Source organism: Burkholderia sp. Bp8991 (assembly GCF_003853795.1).
Classification (GTDB): domain Bacteria; phylum Pseudomonadota; class Gammaproteobacteria; order Burkholderiales; family Burkholderiaceae; genus Burkholderia.
Window position 1 is genome coordinate 197,451 of record NZ_QTQJ01000006.1, and the last position, 18,172, is coordinate 215,622.

Below are 18,172 nucleotides of genomic sequence, written 5' to 3' on the forward strand. Positions count from 1 at the left end.
CGCCCCTTGTCAACCGCAGCTGCACGGCACATTCGCGCGCGGCGGGCCGCACCGTCGCACCGCGACTGCGGCTGAGCGCAAACCGGGGAGACGATCGGGCGGACGGCGCGACAGGCGGCGGGCCTGCACGGCGGAAGCTGACGCGGGGCGCGTCAAAAAAGTCGTGGGGTATTATATGGCAAGACGTTCCCCCCTCCGCCGAGTTTCATGACGCCCCCATCCGCCGCATCCCAGCCCGACGCCCGCCTCGAAGCCCTGACCGCGTGGCTGCTACCGCTCGCCGAGCGCTTCGCCCTCGACCTGACGACCCTCGCGCCCGCGTCGTCGGACGCCAGTTTCCGCCGCTATTTCCGTGTCGCGTCGGCCACGAGCCCCGGCGGCTCGCTGGTCGCGGTCGACGCGCCGCCGCCCGAGAAGTGCCGTGAATTCGTCCAGGTCGCGCAGCTGCTCGCCGCGGCCGGCGACCACGTGCCGGACGTGCTGGCCCACGATTTCGACGCCGGCTTCATGCTCGTGTCCGACCTCGGCCGCACGTCGTACATCTCGGTGCTCGATCCGGCCGACCCGGTCGCCGCGCGGCCGCTGATGCGCGATGCGCTCGACGCGCTGATCCGCTTCCAGCTCAGCTCGAAGCCGGACGTGCTGCCGCCGTTCGACGAGGCGTTCCTGCGCCGCGAGATGGAGCTGCTGCCCGAGTGGTTCGTCGGCCGCCATCTCGGCAAGCCGGTCACCGATGCGATGCGCGGCACGCTCGACCGTACCTTCGCGCTGCTGGTCGCGAGCGCCCATGCGCAGCCGCAGGGCTTCATGCTGCGCGATTTCATGCCGCGCAACCTGATGGTGTGCGCGCCGAACCCGGGCGTGCTCGACTTCCAGGACGCCGTGTACGGGCCGCTGACGTACGACGTCGTGTCGCTGTTGCGCGACGCGTTCATCAGCTGGGACGAGGAGTTCGAGCTCGACTGCTTCGCGTACTACTGGGAAAAGGCGAAGAAGGCCGGCCTGCCGGTCGATCCGGACTTCGGCGAGTTCTACCGCCAGCTCGAATGGATGGGGCTGCAGCGCCACATCAAGATCCTGGGGCTGTTCGCGCGCATCAACTACCGCGACGGCAAGCCGCACTACCTGAACGACCTGCCGCGCTTCCTGAATTACGCGCGCAAGGTCGCGCTGCGCTACCGCCCGCTCGTGCCGTTCGCGAAGCTGCTCGACGAACTCGAGGGCAAGGGCGCGGCCGACGTCGGCTATACGTTCTGACCGCCCTCACCGTCCTTCCCCTCAGCCGAACATGAGCACTACCCTGACCACGGCGATGATCTTCGCCGCCGGCCGCGGCGACCGGATGCGCCCGCTGACCGATACCCGCCCGAAACCGCTGCTCGAAGCCGGCGGCAAGCCGCTGATCGTCTGGCAGATCGAGGCGCTCGCGCGTGCGGGCATCGAGACGATCGTGATCAACCACGCGTGGCTCGGCGAACAGCTCGAGGCAACGCTCGGCGACGGTTCGCGCTGGGGCGTGCGGCTCGCGTACTCGGCCGAAGGCGACGCGCTGGAAACCGCCGGCGGGATCGCGCAGGCGCTGCCGCTCATCGAGCGCGATGGCCGGCCGACGGTGTTCGCGGCGGTCGCGGGCGACGTGTACTGCGCGTTCGACTACCGGACGCTCGCGCCGCGCGCCGCGCAGATGGCCGCGCTCGATGCGCCCGCGATGCATCTCGTGATGGTGCCGAACCCGCCGTTCCATCCGGACGGCGATTTCGTGCTCCGCGACGACGGCCGGCTGGCGCTCGCCGGCGCGCCGCGCGTCACGTTCGGCAGCATCGGCGTGTACGACACGCGGATGTTCCGCGACATCGTGCCCGGCACGCACCGGCCGCTCACGCCCTACTTCAAGGCGACCATCGAGGCCGGCCGCGCGAGCGGCGAATTGTATGAAGGAATCTGGGAGAACGTCGGCACGCCCGCCCAGCTCGGCGAACTCGACGCGCGGCTGCGCGCCGCCGCGGGCTGATCGTTTCGCGGCTGACCGCGCCCGGGCCACCCGGCGCGGCAGCCACGCTCACGCGGCCTCGGCCGCTTCCCCGCCCGCCGCCGCGCGCTGCTGCTGCAGCGCCCACATCTGCGCATACAGCCCGTCCGCGCGCACGAGTTCGTCGTGCGTGCCGCGCTCGACGATCCGCCCGTGGTCCATCACGAGAATCTGCTGCGCGTGCACGACCGTCGACAGCCGGTGCGCGATCACGAGCGTCGTGCGATGCCGCGCGATCTGGTCGAGCTCGTGCTGGATCGCGCGCTCCGAGCGCGAATCGAGCGCCGACGTCGCCTCGTCGAACAGCAGCACCGGCGGATCCTTCAGCAGCGTGCGCGCGATCGCGACGCGCTGCTTCTCGCCGCCCGACAGTTTCAGCCCGCGCTCGCCGACCGGCGTGTCATAGCCCTTCGGCAAGGTCTCGATGAAGTCGTGGATGTGCGCGGCGCGCGCGGCCGCGATCACTTCGTCGCGGCTCGCGGTCGGCCGGCCGTACGCGATGTTGTAGTAGATCGAGTCGTTGAACAGCACGGTGTCCTGCGGCACGATCCCGATCGACGCGCGCAGCGAGTCCTGCGTGACGTCGCGAATGTCCTGGCCGTCGATCCGGATCGCGCCGCCCGCCTGCCGGTCGAGATCGTAGAAGCGGAACAGCAGCCGCGACAGCGTCGACTTGCCGGACCCGCTGTGGCCGACCACCGCGGTCGTCGTGCCCGCGTCGATCGTAAACGTCACGTCGTGCAGGATCTGCCGCGACGCTTCGTACGAGAAGTTCACGTGCTCGAAGCGCACCTGCGCGCCGGCCACCGCAAGCGGCCTCGCGTCGGGCGCATCCGCGACTTCCTTCGCGGCCGACAGCAACCCGAACATCCGGTCCATGTCGGTGAGGCTCTGCTTCAGCTCGCGATACACGACGCCGAGAAAATTCAGCGGAATGTAGAGCTGCAGCATGAACGTGTTGATCAGCACGAGATCGCCGAGCGTCAGCTTGCCGGCCAGCACGCCCTGCGTCGCGCGCCACAGGATGAACACGAGCCCGGTGCCGATGATCGCCTGCTGGCCGAAGTTCAGCACCGACAACGAGTTCTGCGAACGGATCGCGGCCTTGCGGTAACGCTTCAGGTTCTCGTCGTAGCGCTGCGCCTCCCACTCCTCGTTGCCGAAGTACTTCACCGTCTCGTAGTTGATCAGCGAATCGATCGCCCGCGAGTTCGCGCGCGAATCGAGCTCGTTCATCGTGCGGCGAAAGTGCGTGCGCCAGTTGGTGACCTTCACGGTGAACACGATGTACGTGACCAGCGCCGCGAACGTCACGTACGCGTAATACGCCTCGTACTTGACCACGAAGAAGCCGAGCACGAGCCCGACCTCGACGAGCGTCGGCAGGATGCTGTACAGCGAATAGGAAATCAGTTGCTGGATGCCGCGCGTGCCGCGCTCGATGTCGCGCGACATGCCGCCCGTCTGGCGTTCGAGATGGAAGCGCAGCGACAGCCCGTGCAGATGCCGGAACACCTGCAGCGCGAGCTGGCGCACCGCGCTCTCGGTGACCTTCGAGAACAGGATCTCGCGCAGCTCGGTGAACAGCGACGTCGACAGCCGCACGAGCGCATAGGCGATGACCAGCAAACCGACGCCGCCCGCGAGCACGATGCCGGCCGACTGCTCCGCGCGGCCGAGCGCGGTGAGCTGCTGCACGGCGGACAGGTGATCGACGATGCGCTTCATCACGACCGGCACGCCGAGGTTCGCGACCTTCGCGCCGATCAGGCAGCCGAGCGCGAGCGCGACGCGCCATTTGTAGGTAGCGAGGTACGGCAGCAGCGACCGGATGGTCTGCCAGTCGTTGCGGGGCCCGGTCGGAGCCGGCGCGGGCTCGCCGGAAGCGGAATATCGGCGCATGGGGATCAGGATCGGCGGCGGTGCCGCACGCGTGCCGCGGCGGCCGACTCGCCCGCTTTCTCGTACAATTTGCGAACGTTGTATTGTCGCAGAAGCCGCTACGCGCCGCTGCCGGCGCCCTCGCCGGCCGGCCTGCGCGCGGCGGCGCATTTATTACAGGATGAAAGCCTCCGCCATGACCGATTCGACCCTCGAACTCCCGCAAAAGCAGCCCGCGCTGCGCGTCGTCCCGCAACCGCACGACGCGAACGTCCACGGCGACGTGTTCGGCGGCTGGATCATGTCGCAGGTCGACATCGCCGGCTCGATCCCCGCGAGCCAGCGCGCGAACGGCCGCGTCGCGACGGTCGCGGTCAATTCGTTCGTATTCAAGCAGCCGGTGTTCGTCGGCGACCTGCTGAGCTTCTACGCGACCATCATGCGCACCGGCAACACGTCGATCACGGTCGACGTCGAGGTGTACGCGCAGCGCATGCGCCTGATGGGCGAAATCGTGAAGGTCACCGAAGCGACTCTCACCTACGTCGCGACCGGCCCCGACCGCAAGCCGCGTCAGCTGCCGCCGCTGTAACGACGCATGCGCGCCGCGCGGCGGCGCCGCATCCGGCCCGTCAGTGCGTGGCCGTCAGCCCGAACTCCCGCATCGCGGGCACGAAGTCGTGATTGAGCTTCGGCTTGCGCGACAGCTTCACCAGCACGTAGCGCTGGAACGGCGCGAGCCGCTGCCACTGCGCGAGCGCGGGCGCCGGCAGCCCGGCCAGCGCGCTCTGCTGCACGAGCGCGTCCGGCACCGAGTCGGTCGCGCGCCAGCTCGGCTGCTCGTCCGGCTGAAACCACGACGGTTCGAGGTCGGCATGCGTGCGCAGCATTTCGAACAGCGCGTGATCGAAATTGGGCTCGATCGCGGTGTCGTCGTCGGCCGGAAAGCGCGCGAGCAGCTTGCGGTCCTCGAGCGGCAGCAGTTGCCACTGCTCCAGCGAAATCCGCAGACCGAAACGGTCGAGATTGAAACGCACGATCATCGGGATGTACGTGAGGTTTTCCGACGAATCGTGTTCGAAATTGAATAGCAGCGGAGCGTCGCTGAGTCCCATGGTCGTTACCTGAGTGGCGGATGCCGGCGCGGCCGGCCTGCCTGAGGTATTTTAGAACCTCTGCGCGCGAGCGGCGGACCCGATCGCCGCCGCCCCTGCCTCGAATCAACGGGAGTGCTCGTGAATCCGACCGAAACAGAAGAGCCGCGCGGCGCGATCGAGCTGTCCGTGCGCCGCACGCGCGGCGGCGCCGTCGAAACCGCGCACGACTACGTCGGCCAGGAATGGCCGGTCGCGCTGGTCTTCAACGGCATCTCGCACGCGGTGATGATGTGCACGCCGCGCGACCTCGAGGCGTTCGCGGTCGGCTTCGCGATCTCGGAAGGGATCGTCGAGCGCGGCAGCGACATCAAGGACATCGACGTGATCCTGCACGCCGACGCGCCGCTGCCGCACGCGGAGGTGCATCTGGAAGTCGTCCAGCAGGCGTTCGCCGCGCTGAAGGACCGGCGCCGCGCGCTCGCGGGGCGTACCGGCTGCGGCGTGTGCGGCATCGAAAGCATCGACCTGCTCGACCTCGCGCCCGAACGCGTACCCGACACCGGTTTTCTCACGCGCCTCGCGCCCGACGCGCTCGCGCGCGCGGCCCACGGGCTGCCGGCGCACCAGGCGCTCACGCAGCTCACCGGCGGCCTGCACGCGGCCGCGTGGTGCGACGCAACAGGCGCGATCCGGATGGCGTTCGAGGACGTCGGCCGCCACAACGCGCTCGACAAGCTGATCGGCGCGCTCGTGCTGGCGCGCGCCGACGCGACCGACGGTTTCGTGTTCCTGTCGAGCCGCGCGAGCTACGAGCTCGTGCGCAAGTCGGCGCGGGTCGGCATTCCGATGGTCGCGACGATCTCCGCGCCGTCGTCGCTCGCGATCGAGATCGCGAAGGCGGCCGGCCTGCGGCTCGTCAGCTTCTGCCGCGAAACCGGCCACGTCGATTACGGCACCGCCTGAGCGGTCGCAGCGGGCGCGTTGCCCGCGGCTTCGGGAACCGCCCCCTGCCGCGCGCCCGCCGCGGCCGGCGCGCGCAGCTCGGGCGCCGCCTCGCTCGTCACGTTTCCGCGATAGTCGGTCCAGAGCTTGCGGTCGGTGTCATAGAGCTTGCAGCGGCGGGCCGTGTCGAAGTACCAGCGCCAGCCGAAGCGCTGCACGACGATCCGCCCGGGCAGCATGTCCTCGAGCTTCGCCTGCGCCGGCTTGAGCCGGTACAGCGGCACGCTCATGTCGACGTGATGCGCCGTGTGCTCCATGATGTGGTGCAGCAGGCCGCCGATACCGAACGGAAACGTCAGGTGCAGCGTGGTCGACACGAACGGTGCGGCATTCGACCATTCGGCGCGGTTCGCGTGCCATGCGATGCGCGGGTCGGTATGGTGGACATACACGACGAAGCCGATCATCGAGCACCAGAACAGGAACGGCACGAGCACGCCGGTCGCGAGCAGCAGCGCGACGGATTGCTGCGTCTCGATCGCCACCCCGACGACGGCGGAGATCCACACGGCCGCGAAGCCCGTCACCAGCAGGCAGTCGCGCCGGAATACCGGCCGCGACGCACCGATATAGCCCCGGGTCGGGAAATACATCCGCAGCCACCAGATCTCGACGAGATAGTAGAGGCCCGGTGCCCATCCGCTCCGGTAGATGCGATCCAGCCACCGCCGCGCCGGCGACAGCGCGGCGAATTCCGCCGGCGTATGCGGCGCCCACACGAAATCGAAGCCCTTCAGGTTCGTATAGCCGTGATGCACGACGTTGTGCCCGACTTCCCACAGGCTGTAAGGCGTCAGCGACGGCAGGAAGGCGATGCGGCCGAGCCAGCGGTTCAGCCGGCGGTCGGGCGTCAGGCTCTGATGGCACGCATCGTGCCCGATGATGAACAGTCGCCCGGTGATGAACCCGGCGGCCATCCCGCAGGCGATCTTGCCGACCGTCGACGGGATCAGCAGCGCGCCGGCGAACGCCGCGAACAGCAACAGGTAGTCGAGCACGAGCAGCAGGATCGGGCGCACGATCTCGCGCGTGGCGAACGGCACGAGCCATGCGCGGATGACCTTGCGGTGCGGGATCGGCTCGTCGGCGCGAACCGGTGTCTGGGAATCGTTGTTGACCATGATGCAGAAAGGCATGCGATTCGCACGCCCGAAAGAAAAGGAGCCGTGCGGCACGCACGGCGCAGCGGGACGGGACGAACCGCGCCCCGGGCCGGTTATCGCGACATCATGTTCATGCTGACGTTGTGCATCACCCACAGCGTCCCGACGATCAGGATCAGCGCGGTCAGCACCGTATAGCTGAACGCCATCACGTTCCAGCGCTGGCTGGACGACGCGTTCATGTGCAGGAAGCAGACGAGATGCACGACGATCTGCACGAATGCGAGCCCCGCGAGCGCGATGATCGCCGCCTTCGGCGCCAGCATGCCGCCCATCACGAGGCCGAACGACGCGGCCGTCAGCAGCACCGACAGCACGAAACCGACGAGGTAGCCGCCGGCCGTGCCGTGCGCGTCATCGTGGTGGATGAGTTCCGAATGGGCCATTTAGAGCACGCTCGCGAGATAGACGAAGGAAAACACGCAGATCCAGACGATGTCGAGGAAGTGCCAGAAGAGGCTCAGGCAGGTGAGGCGCCGGAAGTCGCGCTCCGTCATGCCGGGGCCGCGGGCGATCTGCACGACGAGCACGACCATCCACAACAGACCGACCGCCACGTGCAGCCCGTGCGTGCCGACGAGCGCGAAGAACGCCGACAGGAATGCGCTGCGCTGCGGGCCCGCACCCTGGGCGATCAGGTGCGAGAACTCGCGCAGTTCCATCGAGAGGAACGCGGCGCCCAGCACGAACGTCACCGCGAGCCACACGAACACCGCGCCGCGCCGGCGCCGCTGTGCGCCGAGCATCGCGAACCCGTACGTGATGCTCGACAGCAGCAGCGCCGCCGTCTCGAGCGCGACGCCCGGAATGTCGAACAGGTCCTTCGCGGTCGGACCGCCGGCGAACTGGTTGCCGAGCACCGCGAACGTCGCGAACAGCGACGCGAAGATCACGCAGTCGGTCATCAGGTACAGCCAGAAGCCGAACACCGAATGCGACGGCGGATGGTGGTGCGCGGCCGGATGACGGGCGGCGCCCGCGAGAGATTGATACGACATCAGTTCGTCTCCAGTTCGACTTCCGGCGCCGGCGTGCCGATCCGCACACCCGCGCGTTGTTCCTCGATCTTGCGGACGGTATCCGCCGGAATGTAATAGCCGTCGTTGTCCTGTGCGCTGTACAGCACCACCGTCGCGACGATGCCGACGAGCGCGGCGATCGCGAGCCACCAGATGTGCCAGACGAGCGCGAAGCCGAGCAGCAGGCTGAAGATGCCGACGAAGAAGCCCGCGCTCGTGTTCGACGGCATGTGGATGTCTTCGTACCTGACGTTCTTGCCGAGGCCGAGCCCGAGGCCCTTCGCCTTGCGATACGCGAGTTCGTCGAGTTCGTGCACGTTCGGGAGCACCGCGAAGTTGTAGACGGCAGGCGGCGACGACGTCGCCCATTCGAGCGTGCGGCCGTTCCACGGGTCGCCCGTCGCGTCGCGATACTGCGGCTGGTTGCGATTGCGCCAGCCGACCCACACCGATGCGACCTGGCACAGTACGCCGATCGCGATCAGCGCGACGCCGAACGCGGCGGCGACCAGCCACGGATGCCATGCCGGGTTGTCGTAGTGGTTCAGGCGGCGCGTCATGCCCATGAAGCCGAGCACGTACAGCGGCACGAACGACGCGTAGAAGCCGAGGAACCAGCACCAGAACGCGCGCTTGCCGAACTTCTCGTCGAGCCGGAAGCCGAACACCTTCGGGAACCAGTAGTGAACGCCCGCGAAGTAGCCGAACACGACGCCGCCGATGATCGCGTTGTGGAAGTGCGCGATCAGGAACAGGCTGTTGTGCAGCACGAAATCCGCGCCCGGAATCGCCATCATCACGCCGGTCATCCCGCCGAGCGTGAACGTGACCATGAAACCGATCGTCCACAGCACCGGCGCCGTGAATTCGATGCGGCCGCGATACATCGTGAACAGCCAGTTGAAGATCTTCACGCCGGTCGGGATCGCGATGACCATCGTCATGATCCCGAAAAATGCGTTGACGTCGGCCCCCGAGCCCATCGTGAAGAAGTGATGCAGCCACACGAGGAACGCGAGCACCATGATCACGCACGATGCATAGACCATCGTCCGGTAGCCGAACAGCGGCTTCTTCGCGAACGTCGCGATGACTTCCGAATAGATGCCGAACGCGGGCAGCACGAGGATGTACACCTCCGGATGCCCCCACGCCCAGATCAGGTTCAGGTACAGCATCGCGTTGCCGCCGGCTTCGTTGGTGAAGAAATGCATGTCGAGGTAGCGATCGAGGCCGAGCAGCGCGAGCGCGACGGTCAGGATCGGGAACGTCGCCATGATCAGCACGTTCGAGCAGAGCGCGGTCCACGTGAACACCGGCATCTTCATCAGCGTCATGCCCGGCGCGCGCATCTTGATGATCGTCACGAAGAAGTTGATCGACGTGATCAGCGTCCCGACGCCCGAGATCTGCAGCGCCCACAGGTAGTAGTCGACCCCGACGCCCGGGCTGAACTGCAGCTCCGACAGCGGCGGATACGCGAGCCAGCCCGTCTGCGCGAATTCGCCGATCACGAGCGAAACGTTCATCAGGATCGCGGCGACCGCCGTCATCCAGAAGGAGAGCGAGTTCAGGAACGGGAACGCGACGTCGCGCGCGCCGATCTGCAGCGGCACGATCAGGTTGAAGAACGCGACCAGCAGCGCCATCGCCATGAAGAAGATCATGATCACGCCGTGCGCGGTGAAGACCTGGTCGTAGTGATGCGGCGGCAGGTAGCCGGGGCCGTTGTACGCGAGCGCGAGCTGCAGGCGCATCATCACGGCGTCCGCGAAGCCGCGCAGCAGCATCAGCACCGCGACGACCAGGTACATCACGCCGATCTTCTTGTGATCGACGGACGTCAGCCATTCGCTCCACAGCCATTTCCACCGGCCCGCGACCGTCAGCGCGGCGACGATGCCCAGCACGACGAGCCCCATGAAGGCGCTCGCCCCCATGATGATGGGCTGATCGAACGGAATCGCCGAAAGAGTCAGTTTTCCGAACATGCGTTACCCCTTCGTCGTGCAGGCGGCGTCCTTCGGGTCGAGGACGTGGCCGTTGTTGTATTTCGCGATGATGTTGTGGAACAGCTTCGGGTCGACCGACGAGAAATAGCGCACGGGCGCCTTCTCGCCCGGCTGCGCGACCGTGCCGTACGCGGTCATGTCGAGCCGGTCGGACGACGCCTTCACCTTCCGCACCCACGCATCGAACTGCTCGCGCGGCTCGGCGAGCGTGCGGAACTTCATGTCGGAGAAGCCGCGGCCGCTGTAGTTGGCGGACACGCCTGCGTAGTCGCCCGCCTCGTCGGCGATCAGGTGCAGGCGCGTCTGCATGCCGGCCATCGCATAGACCTGGCTGCCGAGCTGCGGGATGAAGAACGAGTTCATCACCGAGTCGGACGTGATGCGGAAATTCACCGGCGTGCCGACCGGAATCGCGAGCTGGTTCACCGACGCGATGCCGAGTTCCGGATAGATGAACAGCCACTTCCAGTCGAGCGCGACGACCTCGACATTGATCGGCTTGACCGACGATTCGATCGGCTTGTACGGGTCGAGCTCGTGCGTCGTCCGCCACGTGAGCACGCCGAGGAACAGGATGATCAGCGTCGGCACCGTCCAGATCACGACCTCGATCGCGGTCGAATGCGACCAGTTCGGCGCGTAGGCGGCGTTGCGGTTCGATGCGCGGTAGCGCCATGCGAACCACAGCGTGAGCAGGATCACCGGAATGACGACGATCAGCATCGCCCACGTCGCTGTCGCGACCAGCGATTTTTCCGCGACGCCCACCGCGCCCTTCGGATCGAGCACGTGAAGGTCGCTGCATCCGGCGAGTCCAGCCAGCAGCCCGATGACGGGTGCCGCACGCGCCCCGCCGGTGATTCGTCCGATCATTGTTCGTTCGCCTGATTGTCGTTGAGAAGAACCGCTGGCCGCACGCCGCCATCGCGCGACGCATCCGGCCGCGGCGACCTGTGCGCGAACTGTACGGAAAATTGCCGCAGTGCAACTTGACGGGGGACAAGGTTTGCCGAGGTGAGTCGGAACTGCCCGGAGGGGTGGGCGCTGGGGCTAGGCTAGGCTGGGCTGGGCTGAGGCTGAGGCTGAGGCTGAGGCTGAGGCTGAGGCTGAGGCTGAGGCTGAGGCTGAGGCTGAGGCTGGGGCTGGGGCTGAGGGCTGGCGATGGCCTGCGGCAAAACGGTCACCGGGCCTTCCCTCAAGCGTCGCGGATAGCAGGCACTAACGGGACGGAAAGCATGACGGCGCTGCGCCGCAACATGAGGGACGCCGGCGCGAATTGCGAGGCTGTCTCGGCGGCGGAACTGCAGCGGATGCGGGGAACGAGGAACACCACGCGAATGCATGGCGATTCAGAATCGAGCCGACCCGCCGATTGATGCGTCGGCCACGAGGACCAAACGCACGCCACGCGACGAGCGACGAGCGGCGCACAGACGCAAGCGTTGTCGCGCCAGACGGCCAAGGCGTCCGGCGCAGCGAAGCGTCTGCGCCCCGTATCAGTCGAACTGACGGAAATCCGGCTTGCGCTTCTCGAAGAACGCCGTCATCGCCTCGCGCGCTTCCGGCGCACGCAGCATCGCGGAGAAATGGCCGGCTTCCTCGCTCATCCGCGCGGCCACGGCCACCCCGCCCGTCTCCTTCAGCAGCGCCTTCGTCACGCGCAGCGACGACGCCGGCAGTGCCGCGAGCTTCGCGGCCTGCTTCGCCGCGAATGCGTCGAGTTCGGCGGCCGGCAGCACGCGATTGACGATGCCGATGCGATGCGCTTCCAGCGCGTCGAACGCTTCTCCGAGCAGCAGCTTTTCAGCGGCGACCTGATGGCCGGCCAGCCGCGGCAGCAGCACGCTCGATGCGGCTTCCGGGCACAGCCCGAGCTGCGCGAACGGCAGCGAGAACGTCGCGGTGTCGGCCGCGTAGACGAGATCGCAGTGCAGCAGCATCGTCACGCCGACGCCGACCGCGACGCCCGGCACCGCGGCCACGATCGGCTTGGTCGCGCCGCTGATCCGCGCGAGGAACTGGAATACCGAAGCGTTCTCGTCCTTCGGCGGCGTCTTCAGGAAATCCTCGAGATCGTTCCCCGCGCTGAAGTTGCCGTCGCTGCCGCGCAGCAGGATCACGCGGATCGCCTTGTCTTCCTGCGCGTCGGCGAGCGCATCGGCCATCGTCTGGTACATCGCCGCCGTCAGCGCGTTCTTCTTCGCCGGGCGCGCGATCGTGATCGTCAGCACGCCGTCGGCGCGTTCCACTTGAATTTCGGCCACAACCGTCTCCTTTGACTTTCCTCTTCCGGAATGAAAAACGGTGCGCAAGCTCGTGGCTCGCGCACCGTGATCGCTACTGTCCCGCTCCGCTTACAGGCGTTCGATGATGCCCGCCGCACCCATGCCGGTGCCGACGCACATCGTGACCATCCCGTACTTCAGGTTGCGGCGGCGCAGGCCGTGCACGACGGTCGCCGCGCGGATCGCGCCGGTCGCGCCGAGCGGATGGCCGAGCGCGATCGCGCCGCCAACCGGGTTGACCTTCGACGGGTCGAGGCCGAGATCGCGGATCACCGCCAGCGACTGCGCGGCGAATGCCTCGTTCAGCTCGATCCAGTCGAGATCGTCCTGCTTCAGGCCGGCAGCCTTCAGCGCGGCCGGAATCGCTTCCTTCGGCCCGATGCCCATGATTTCCGGCGGCACGCCGCGCACCGCGAAGCTCACGAAGCGCGCGAGCGGCGTCAGGTTGAATTCCTTGAGCACCTTCTCCGACACGACGAGCAGCGCGCCCGCGCCGTCCGACGTCTGCGAGCTGTTGCCGGCCGTGACCGAGCCCTTGTTCGCGAACACCGTGCGCAGCTTCGCGAGGCCTTCGAGCGTCGTATCCGCGCGCGGACCTTCGTCCAGCTTGATCTCGCGCATCTTCACGTCGATTTCACCGGTCGCGAGGTTCGGGAAACGCTCGGTGATCGTGTACGCGGCGATTTCGTCGCCGAACTCGCCGGCCTGCTGCGCGGCGAGCGCCTTGCGGTGCGATTCGACCGAGAATGCGTCCTGGTCTTCGCGGCTCACCTTCCACTGCTCGGCGACGCGCTCGGCGGTCAGGCCCATCCCGTACGCAATGCCGAAATCCTCGCTGCGATCGAAGATATGCGGCGACATCGACGGCTTGTTGCCCATCATCGGCACCATGCTCATCGATTCGCAGCCGCCCGCGAAGATCGCGTCCGATTCGCCGACGCGGATGCGGTCCGCCGCCATCGCCAGCGCCGTGATGCCCGACGCGCAGAAGCGGTTGACCGTCACGCCGCCGACCGTCTGCGGCAGGCCGGCGAGCAGCGCGCCCATGCGGGCGACGTTCAGGCCCTGCTCGGCTTCCGGGATCGCGCAGCCGATGATCGCGTCCTCGATCACTTTCGTGTCGAGGCCGGGCACCTGCGCGACTGCCGACTTGATCGCGTGAACCAGCAGCTCGTCGGGGCGCGTGTTCTTGAAGACACCGCGCGGGGCCTTGCCGATCGGGGTGCGGCTGGCGGCGACGATGTATGCGTCTTGCAGTTGTTTGCTCATTTCAGACTCCTTGTCGTCTGCTCGCTCAGTTACGCACCGGCTTGCCGGTCTGCAACATGCCCATGATCCGTTCCTGCGTCTTCTGCGTGCCGAGCAGCTCGACGAACGCGCGGCGCTCGAGCGCGAGCAGCCACTCTTCGTCGACGAGGCTGCCGGCTTCGACGTCGCCGCCGCACACGGCTTCGGCGATGCGGCTCGCGATCAGGTAGTCGTGGTCGCTGATGAAGCGGCCGTCACGCATGTTGACGAGCGATGCCTTGATCGTCGCGATCGCCGAGCGGCCTGCGACCGGCACGTCCTTCGCGCGCAGCGGCGCGCGGTAGCCGACGGCGGCCAGCGCACGCGCTTCCTTCTTCGCGGCGTCGAGCAGTTCGAACACGTTGAAGACGATCGTGTCGGACGGCTTCAGGTAGCCCATCGCACGCGCATCGTGCGCCGACGACGACACCTTCGCCATCGCCGCGTTCTCGAACGACTTCGTGACGAACTTCAGGATGTCGGTGGTCGCGTTCGCGGCCGTGGCCGCCTCCGCCGCGCGCAGCACCGCTTCCTTCAGGCCGCCGCCCGCGGGCACGAGGCCGACGCCCACTTCGACGAGACCGATGTAGCTCTCGACGTGCACGACGCGCTTCGCGCTGTGCAGCATCAGCTCGCAGCCGCCGCCGAGCGCGATGCCCGATACGGCCGCGACGACCGGCACGTTCGCGTACTTCACGCGCAGCATGCCTTCCTGGAACTTCTTCACGAACGGCTCGATACCCTTCGCGCCGCCCATCATGAACGCGGGCATCGCCTCTTCGAGGTTCGCGCCGGCCGAGAACGGGCCGCCCGGCGTGCCGAGCTTCAGCGACGTCGGCTGCCAGATCACCACGCCCTTGTAATCCTTCTCCGCGAGTTCGATCGCCTGCACGAGGCCGTCGATCACGCTCGGTCCGATCGTGTTCATCTTCGACTTGAACGACACGATCACGACGTCGTCCTCGCCTGCGCGATCATCGACCCATGCGCGCACCGCGTCGGTTTCGAACAGCGTCTTGCCGTACGTCTTCGGATCGGCGCCGGCTTCGCCGACGAGCGGCGCGCGGAACACCTGCTTGCCGTAGACGGCCAGGTCCGAGCGCGGCACGAAGCGCTTCGACGCCGGCGCCCACGAGCCTTCGGCCGTGTGCACGCCGCCCTTCTCTGCAACCGCGCCTTCGAGCACCCACGACGGCAGCGGCACGTTCGCGAGCGCCTTGCCGGCCGCGATGTCTTCCTGCACCCACTCGGCGACCTGCTTCCAGCCGGCGGCCTGCCAGCCTTCGAACGGGCCTTCGTTCCAGCCGAAGCCCCAGCGGATCGCGAGGTCGACGTCGCGCGCGTTGTCGGCGATCGACTCGAGATGCACGCCGATGTAGTGGAACACGTCGCGGAAGATCGACCACAGGAACTGCGCATGCGGATGGTCCGTCTCGCGCAGCAGCTTCAGGCGTTCCGCCGGCGGGCGCTTCAGGATGCGGCCGACGGTTTCGTCCGCCTTCGCGCCCGAATCCACGTAGGTGCCCGTCTTCGCGTCGAGCACCTTGATCGCCTTGCCTTCCTTCTTGTAGAAGCCGCCGCCCGTCTTCTGGCCGAGCGCGCCCTGCTTCACCAGTTCGGCGAGCACGGCGGGCGTCTGGTAGACCGGGAAAAACGGATCGTCGGCGAGGTTGTCCTGCATCGTCTTGATCACGTGCGCCATCGTGTCGAGGCCGACCACGTCCGCGGTGCGGAACGTCGCCGACTTCGCGCGGCCGAGGCGGCTGCCCGTCAGGTCGTCGACCTCGTCGAAACGCAGGCCGAACTTCGCGGCCTCGGTGATCACCGCGAGGATCGAGAAGATGCCGACGCGGTTCGCGATGAAGTTCGGCGTGTCCTTCGCGCGCACGACGCCCTTGCCGACGATGCTCGTCAGGAAAGTTTCGAGCTGGTCGAGGATCTCCGGACGCGTATGCGCGGTCGGGATCAGCTCGACGAGGTGCATGTAGCGCGGCGGGTTGAAGAAGTGCACGCCGCAGAAGCGCGACTTCAGCTCGTCCGAGAATCCTTCGGACAGCTTGGTGATCGACAGGCCCGACGTGTTGGTCGCGAAGATCGCGTTCGGTGCGATGTGCGGCGCGACCTTCTTGTACAGGTCGTGCTTCCAGTCCATCCGCTCGGCGATCGCTTCGATCACGACGTCGCACTCGGCGAGTTTCGCGATGTCGTCCTCGTAGTTCGCGGCTTCGAGGTATTTCGCGTCGTCCTTCACGCCGAACGGCGCGGGTGACAGCTTCTTCAGGTTCTCGATCGCCTTCAGCGCGATCGCGTTTTTCGGGCCTTCCTTGGCCGGCAGGTCGAACAGCAGCACCGGCACGCGCGCGTTGACGAGGTGCGCGGCGATCTGCGCGCCCATCACGCCGGCGCCCAGCACGGCGACCTTGCGAATCAGGAAATTGCTCACGGGATGTCTCCGGATAGTGTCGTGCAGCGGGGGTTGTGAGGGCTGCACGGCGAAGTGAGTACCAGGAACCGTTGCGTTCGGGCGGTGCGCGGCGCGCACCGCCCGGACTCGCGTCAGAACAGCGATTCGTCGACTTCCATCAGCGTCTTCGAACCGGCGCGCGCGGCGCGGATCGTCGCGGCCGTTTCGGGCAGCAGACGCGCGAAATAGAAGCGGGCCGTCGCGAGCTTCGACTTGTAGAACGGGTCGCCCGACGCTTCCTTGTCGAGCGCGAGACGCGCCATGCGCGCCCAGAAGTACGAGAACACCAGGTGGCCGACGGTGCGCAGGTACGGCACGGCGGCGGCGCCGACTTCGTCCGGGTTCTGCATCGCCTTCATGCCGATTTCCATCGTCAGCTTCTGCACCTTGTCGCCGATGTCGGCGAGCGGGTTGATGAACTCGGCCATCTCCGGCTTCACGCCTTCGGCTTCCGCGAATTCGGTGACGAGCTTGCCGAACTTCTTCAGCTTCGCGCCCATGTCGCCGAGCACCTTGCGGCCCAGCAGGTCGAGCGACTGGATCGAGTTCGTGCCTTCGTAGATCATGTTGATCCGCGCGTCGCGCACGTACTGCTCCATGCCCCACTCGGAGATGAAGCCGTGGCCGCCGTAGATCTGCATCGCGTGGTTGGTCGACTCGAACGCGTTGTCGGTCAGGAACGCCTTGATGATCGGCGTGAGCAGCGCGACGAGGTCGGCCGCTTCCTTGCGCACCGCTTCGTCACCGTGCGACAGCTCCTTGTCGATCTGCAGCGCGGACCAATACGTGAACGCGCGCGCGCCTTCCGCGTAGGCCTTCTGCGTGAGCAGCATGCGGCGCACGTCCGGGTGCACGATGATCGGATCGGCCGGCTTGTCCGGTGCCTTCGGGCCCGTCAGCGAGCGCATCTGCAGGCGTTCCTTCGCGTACGTCAGCGAGTTCTGGTACGCGACTTCCGTGAGGCCCAGGCCCTGCATGCCGACGCCCAGACGCGCGGCGTTCATCATCACGAACATCGCGTTCAAGCCCTTGTTCGGCTCGCCGACCATCCAGCCCTTCGCGTTGTCGAGGTTCATCACGCACGTCGAGTTGCCGTGGATGCCCATCTTGTGTTCGATCGAGCCGCACTTGATGCCGTTGCGCTCGCCCGGCTCGCCCGCGGCGTCCGGAATGAACTTCGGCACGATGAACAGCGAGATCCCCTTCGTGCCTTGCGGCGCGTCCGGCAGGCGCGCGAGCACGAGGTGGACGATGTTCTTCGACATGTCGTGCTCGCCGCTCGAGATGAAGATCTTCGTGCCGCTGATCGAGTACGAGCCGTCGCCGTTCGGTTCGGCCTTGGTGCGCAGGATGCCGAGGTCGGTGCCGCAGTGCGGCTCGGTCAGGCACATCGTGCCCGTCCATTCGCCCGACACGAGCTTCGGCAGATACTGTTTCTGGAGTTCCGGCGCGCCGTGCGCGTGCAGGCATTCGTACGCGCCGTGCGACAGGCCCGGATACATCGTCCATGCCTGGTTCGCCGAGTTCAGCATTTCGTAGAGCGCGTTGTTCACGAACGCGGGCAGGCCCTGGCCGCCGTAGTCCGGATCGCAGCCGAGCGCCGGCCAGCCGGCCTCGACGTACTGCCGATACGCTTCCTTGAAGCCGGTCGGGGTCTTCACGACGCCGTCGCCTTCATACGTGCAGCCTTCGCGGTCGCCGACCTGGTTCAGCGGGAACAGTACCTCGGAGCAGAACTTGCCCGCCTCCTCGAGGACCTGGTTGATCGTGTCGGCGTCGAGGTCCGCATGCCGCGGCATTTGCTTGACCTCGGCCTCGACATTCAGAAGCTCGTGCAACACGAATTGCATGTCGCGCAGCGGCGCGGCGTACTGTCCCATGACTCTCTCCAAAGGTGGGCAAACGGCTCGAGCTCCTGGCGGGCGGATCACGC

General features: G+C 67.0%; 15 protein-coding genes. 4 read left to right on the top strand and 11 right to left on the bottom strand.

Going from position 1 to position 18,172, the window contains the following annotated elements; genetic code table 11:
• Nucleotides 1–207: 207 nt before the first annotated feature.
• Nucleotides 208–1,257 carry an aminoglycoside phosphotransferase family protein gene (locus DIE02_RS09435; RefSeq protein WP_124488616.1) on the top strand — a complete coding sequence of 350 codons (1,050 nt, stop codon included), beginning with the start codon at nt 208–210 and terminating at the stop codon, nt 1,255–1,257.
• A 31-nt stretch (nt 1,258–1,288) separates the two neighbouring features.
• Entirely contained in the window at nt 1,289–2,011 is a 723-nt protein-coding gene (murU, locus tag DIE02_RS09440) for an N-acetylmuramate alpha-1-phosphate uridylyltransferase MurU (protein ID WP_124488615.1), read from the top strand.
• Between the two features lie 48 nt (nt 2,012–2,059).
• Here murU and DIE02_RS09445 read toward each other — a convergent pair whose 3' ends face one another.
• Entirely contained in the window at nt 2,060–3,931 is a 1,872-nt protein-coding gene (locus DIE02_RS09445) for an ABC transporter ATP-binding protein/permease (protein WP_044846820.1), read from the bottom strand.
• Nucleotides 3,932–4,106: 175 nt separating this feature from the next.
• Between DIE02_RS09445 and DIE02_RS09455 the strand changes: the two genes are divergently transcribed.
• Entirely contained in the window at nt 4,107–4,502 is a 396-nt protein-coding gene (locus tag DIE02_RS09455; RefSeq protein WP_027789162.1) for an acyl-CoA thioesterase, read from the top strand.
• Between the two features lie 40 nt (nt 4,503–4,542).
• Here DIE02_RS09455 and DIE02_RS09460 read toward each other — a convergent pair whose 3' ends face one another.
• On the bottom strand, nt 4,543–5,025 hold the full coding sequence (locus DIE02_RS09460; RefSeq protein WP_044846821.1) for a nitrate reductase associated protein: 483 nt from the start codon (nt 5,023–5,025) through the stop codon (nt 4,543–4,545).
• A gap of 114 nt (nt 5,026–5,139) precedes the next feature.
• Here DIE02_RS09460 and fdhD point away from each other — a divergent pair, with 114 nt between their 5' ends.
• A complete protein-coding gene (gene fdhD / locus DIE02_RS09465) occupies nt 5,140–5,970 on the top strand; it encodes a formate dehydrogenase accessory sulfurtransferase FdhD (protein ID WP_124488613.1) in 831 nt (276 codons plus the stop codon).
• Here the strand turns inward: fdhD and DIE02_RS09470 are convergent.
• The 9 genes from DIE02_RS09470 to DIE02_RS09510 all read right to left on the bottom strand — a co-directional run bounded on the left by DIE02_RS09470 (nt 5,955) and on the right by DIE02_RS09510 (nt 18,119).
• On the bottom strand, nt 5,955–7,130 hold the full coding sequence (locus tag DIE02_RS09470) for a fatty acid desaturase (RefSeq protein ID WP_124488635.1): 1,176 nt from the start codon (nt 7,128–7,130) through the stop codon (nt 5,955–5,957). The genes fdhD and DIE02_RS09470 overlap by 16 nt on opposite strands.
• A 95-nt stretch (nt 7,131–7,225) precedes the next feature.
• A complete protein-coding gene (cyoD, locus tag DIE02_RS09475; RefSeq protein ID WP_124488612.1) occupies nt 7,226–7,558 on the bottom strand; it encodes a cytochrome o ubiquinol oxidase subunit IV in 333 nt (110 codons plus the stop codon).
• Entirely contained in the window at nt 7,559–8,170 is a 612-nt protein-coding gene (cyoC, locus tag DIE02_RS09480; RefSeq protein ID WP_124488611.1) for a cytochrome o ubiquinol oxidase subunit III, read from the bottom strand.
• Entirely contained in the window at nt 8,170–10,182 is a 2,013-nt protein-coding gene (gene cyoB / locus DIE02_RS09485; RefSeq protein ID WP_124488610.1) for a cytochrome o ubiquinol oxidase subunit I, read from the bottom strand. Before cyoB ends, cyoC begins: the two co-directional genes overlap by 1 nt.
• Nucleotides 10,183–10,185: 3 nt before the next feature.
• Nucleotides 10,186–11,076 carry a ubiquinol oxidase subunit II gene (cyoA, locus tag DIE02_RS09490; RefSeq protein WP_124488609.1) on the bottom strand — a complete coding sequence of 297 codons (891 nt, stop codon included), beginning with the start codon at nt 11,074–11,076 and terminating at the stop codon, nt 10,186–10,188.
• Between the two features lie 623 nt (nt 11,077–11,699).
• Nucleotides 11,700–12,467: an enoyl-CoA hydratase gene (locus DIE02_RS09495; RefSeq protein ID WP_044846827.1), complete on the bottom strand. Its 768-nt coding sequence runs from the start codon at nt 12,465–12,467 to the stop codon at nt 11,700–11,702.
• Between the two features lie 90 nt (nt 12,468–12,557).
• Nucleotides 12,558–13,757, bottom strand: a complete 1,200-nt coding sequence (locus DIE02_RS09500) for an acetyl-CoA C-acyltransferase (RefSeq protein ID WP_124488608.1) — start codon at nt 13,755–13,757, stop codon at nt 12,558–12,560.
• A 25-nt stretch (nt 13,758–13,782) separates the two neighbouring features.
• Entirely contained in the window at nt 13,783–16,218 is a 2,436-nt protein-coding gene (locus tag DIE02_RS09505) for a 3-hydroxyacyl-CoA dehydrogenase/enoyl-CoA hydratase family protein (RefSeq protein ID WP_124488607.1), read from the bottom strand.
• A gap of 113 nt (nt 16,219–16,331) precedes the next feature.
• Complete coding sequence (locus DIE02_RS09510) at nt 16,332–18,119, bottom strand: acyl-CoA dehydrogenase C-terminal domain-containing protein (RefSeq protein WP_044846830.1); 1,788 nt, start codon at nt 18,117–18,119, stop codon at nt 16,332–16,334.
• Between the last annotated feature and the right edge of the window lie 53 nt (nt 18,120–18,172).

Excerpts from the sequence above, each read along its gene's own strand:
- DIE02_RS09435 (WP_124488616.1), top strand. The coding sequence starts at position 208 with ATGACGCCCCCATCCGCCGCATCCCAGCCCGACGCCCGCCTCGAAGCC.
- murU (WP_124488615.1), top strand. The coding sequence starts at position 1,289 with ATGAGCACTACCCTGACCACGGCGATGATCTTCGCCGCCGGCCGCGGC.
- DIE02_RS09445 (WP_044846820.1), bottom strand. The coding sequence starts at position 3,931 with ATGCGCCGATATTCCGCTTCCGGCGAGCCCGCGCCGGCTCCGACCGGG.
- DIE02_RS09455 (WP_027789162.1), top strand. The coding sequence starts at position 4,107 with ATGACCGATTCGACCCTCGAACTCCCGCAAAAGCAGCCCGCGCTGCGC.
- DIE02_RS09460 (WP_044846821.1), bottom strand. The coding sequence starts at position 5,025 with ATGGGACTCAGCGACGCTCCGCTGCTATTCAATTTCGAACACGATTCG.
- DIE02_RS09470 (WP_124488635.1), bottom strand. The coding sequence starts at position 7,130 with ATGGTCAACAACGATTCCCAGACACCGGTTCGCGCCGACGAGCCGATC.
- cyoD (WP_124488612.1), bottom strand. The coding sequence starts at position 7,558 with ATGGCCCATTCGGAACTCATCCACCACGATGACGCGCACGGCACGGCC.
- cyoC (WP_124488611.1), bottom strand. The coding sequence starts at position 8,170 with ATGTCGTATCAATCTCTCGCGGGCGCCGCCCGTCATCCGGCCGCGCAC.
- cyoB (WP_124488610.1), bottom strand. The coding sequence starts at position 10,182 with ATGTTCGGAAAACTGACTCTTTCGGCGATTCCGTTCGATCAGCCCATC.
- cyoA (WP_124488609.1), bottom strand. The coding sequence starts at position 11,076 with ATGATCGGACGAATCACCGGCGGGGCGCGTGCGGCACCCGTCATCGGG.
- DIE02_RS09500 (WP_124488608.1), bottom strand. The coding sequence starts at position 13,757 with ATGAGCAAACAACTGCAAGACGCATACATCGTCGCCGCCAGCCGCACC.
- DIE02_RS09510 (WP_044846830.1), bottom strand. The coding sequence starts at position 18,119 with ATGGGACAGTACGCCGCGCCGCTGCGCGACATGCAATTCGTGTTGCAC.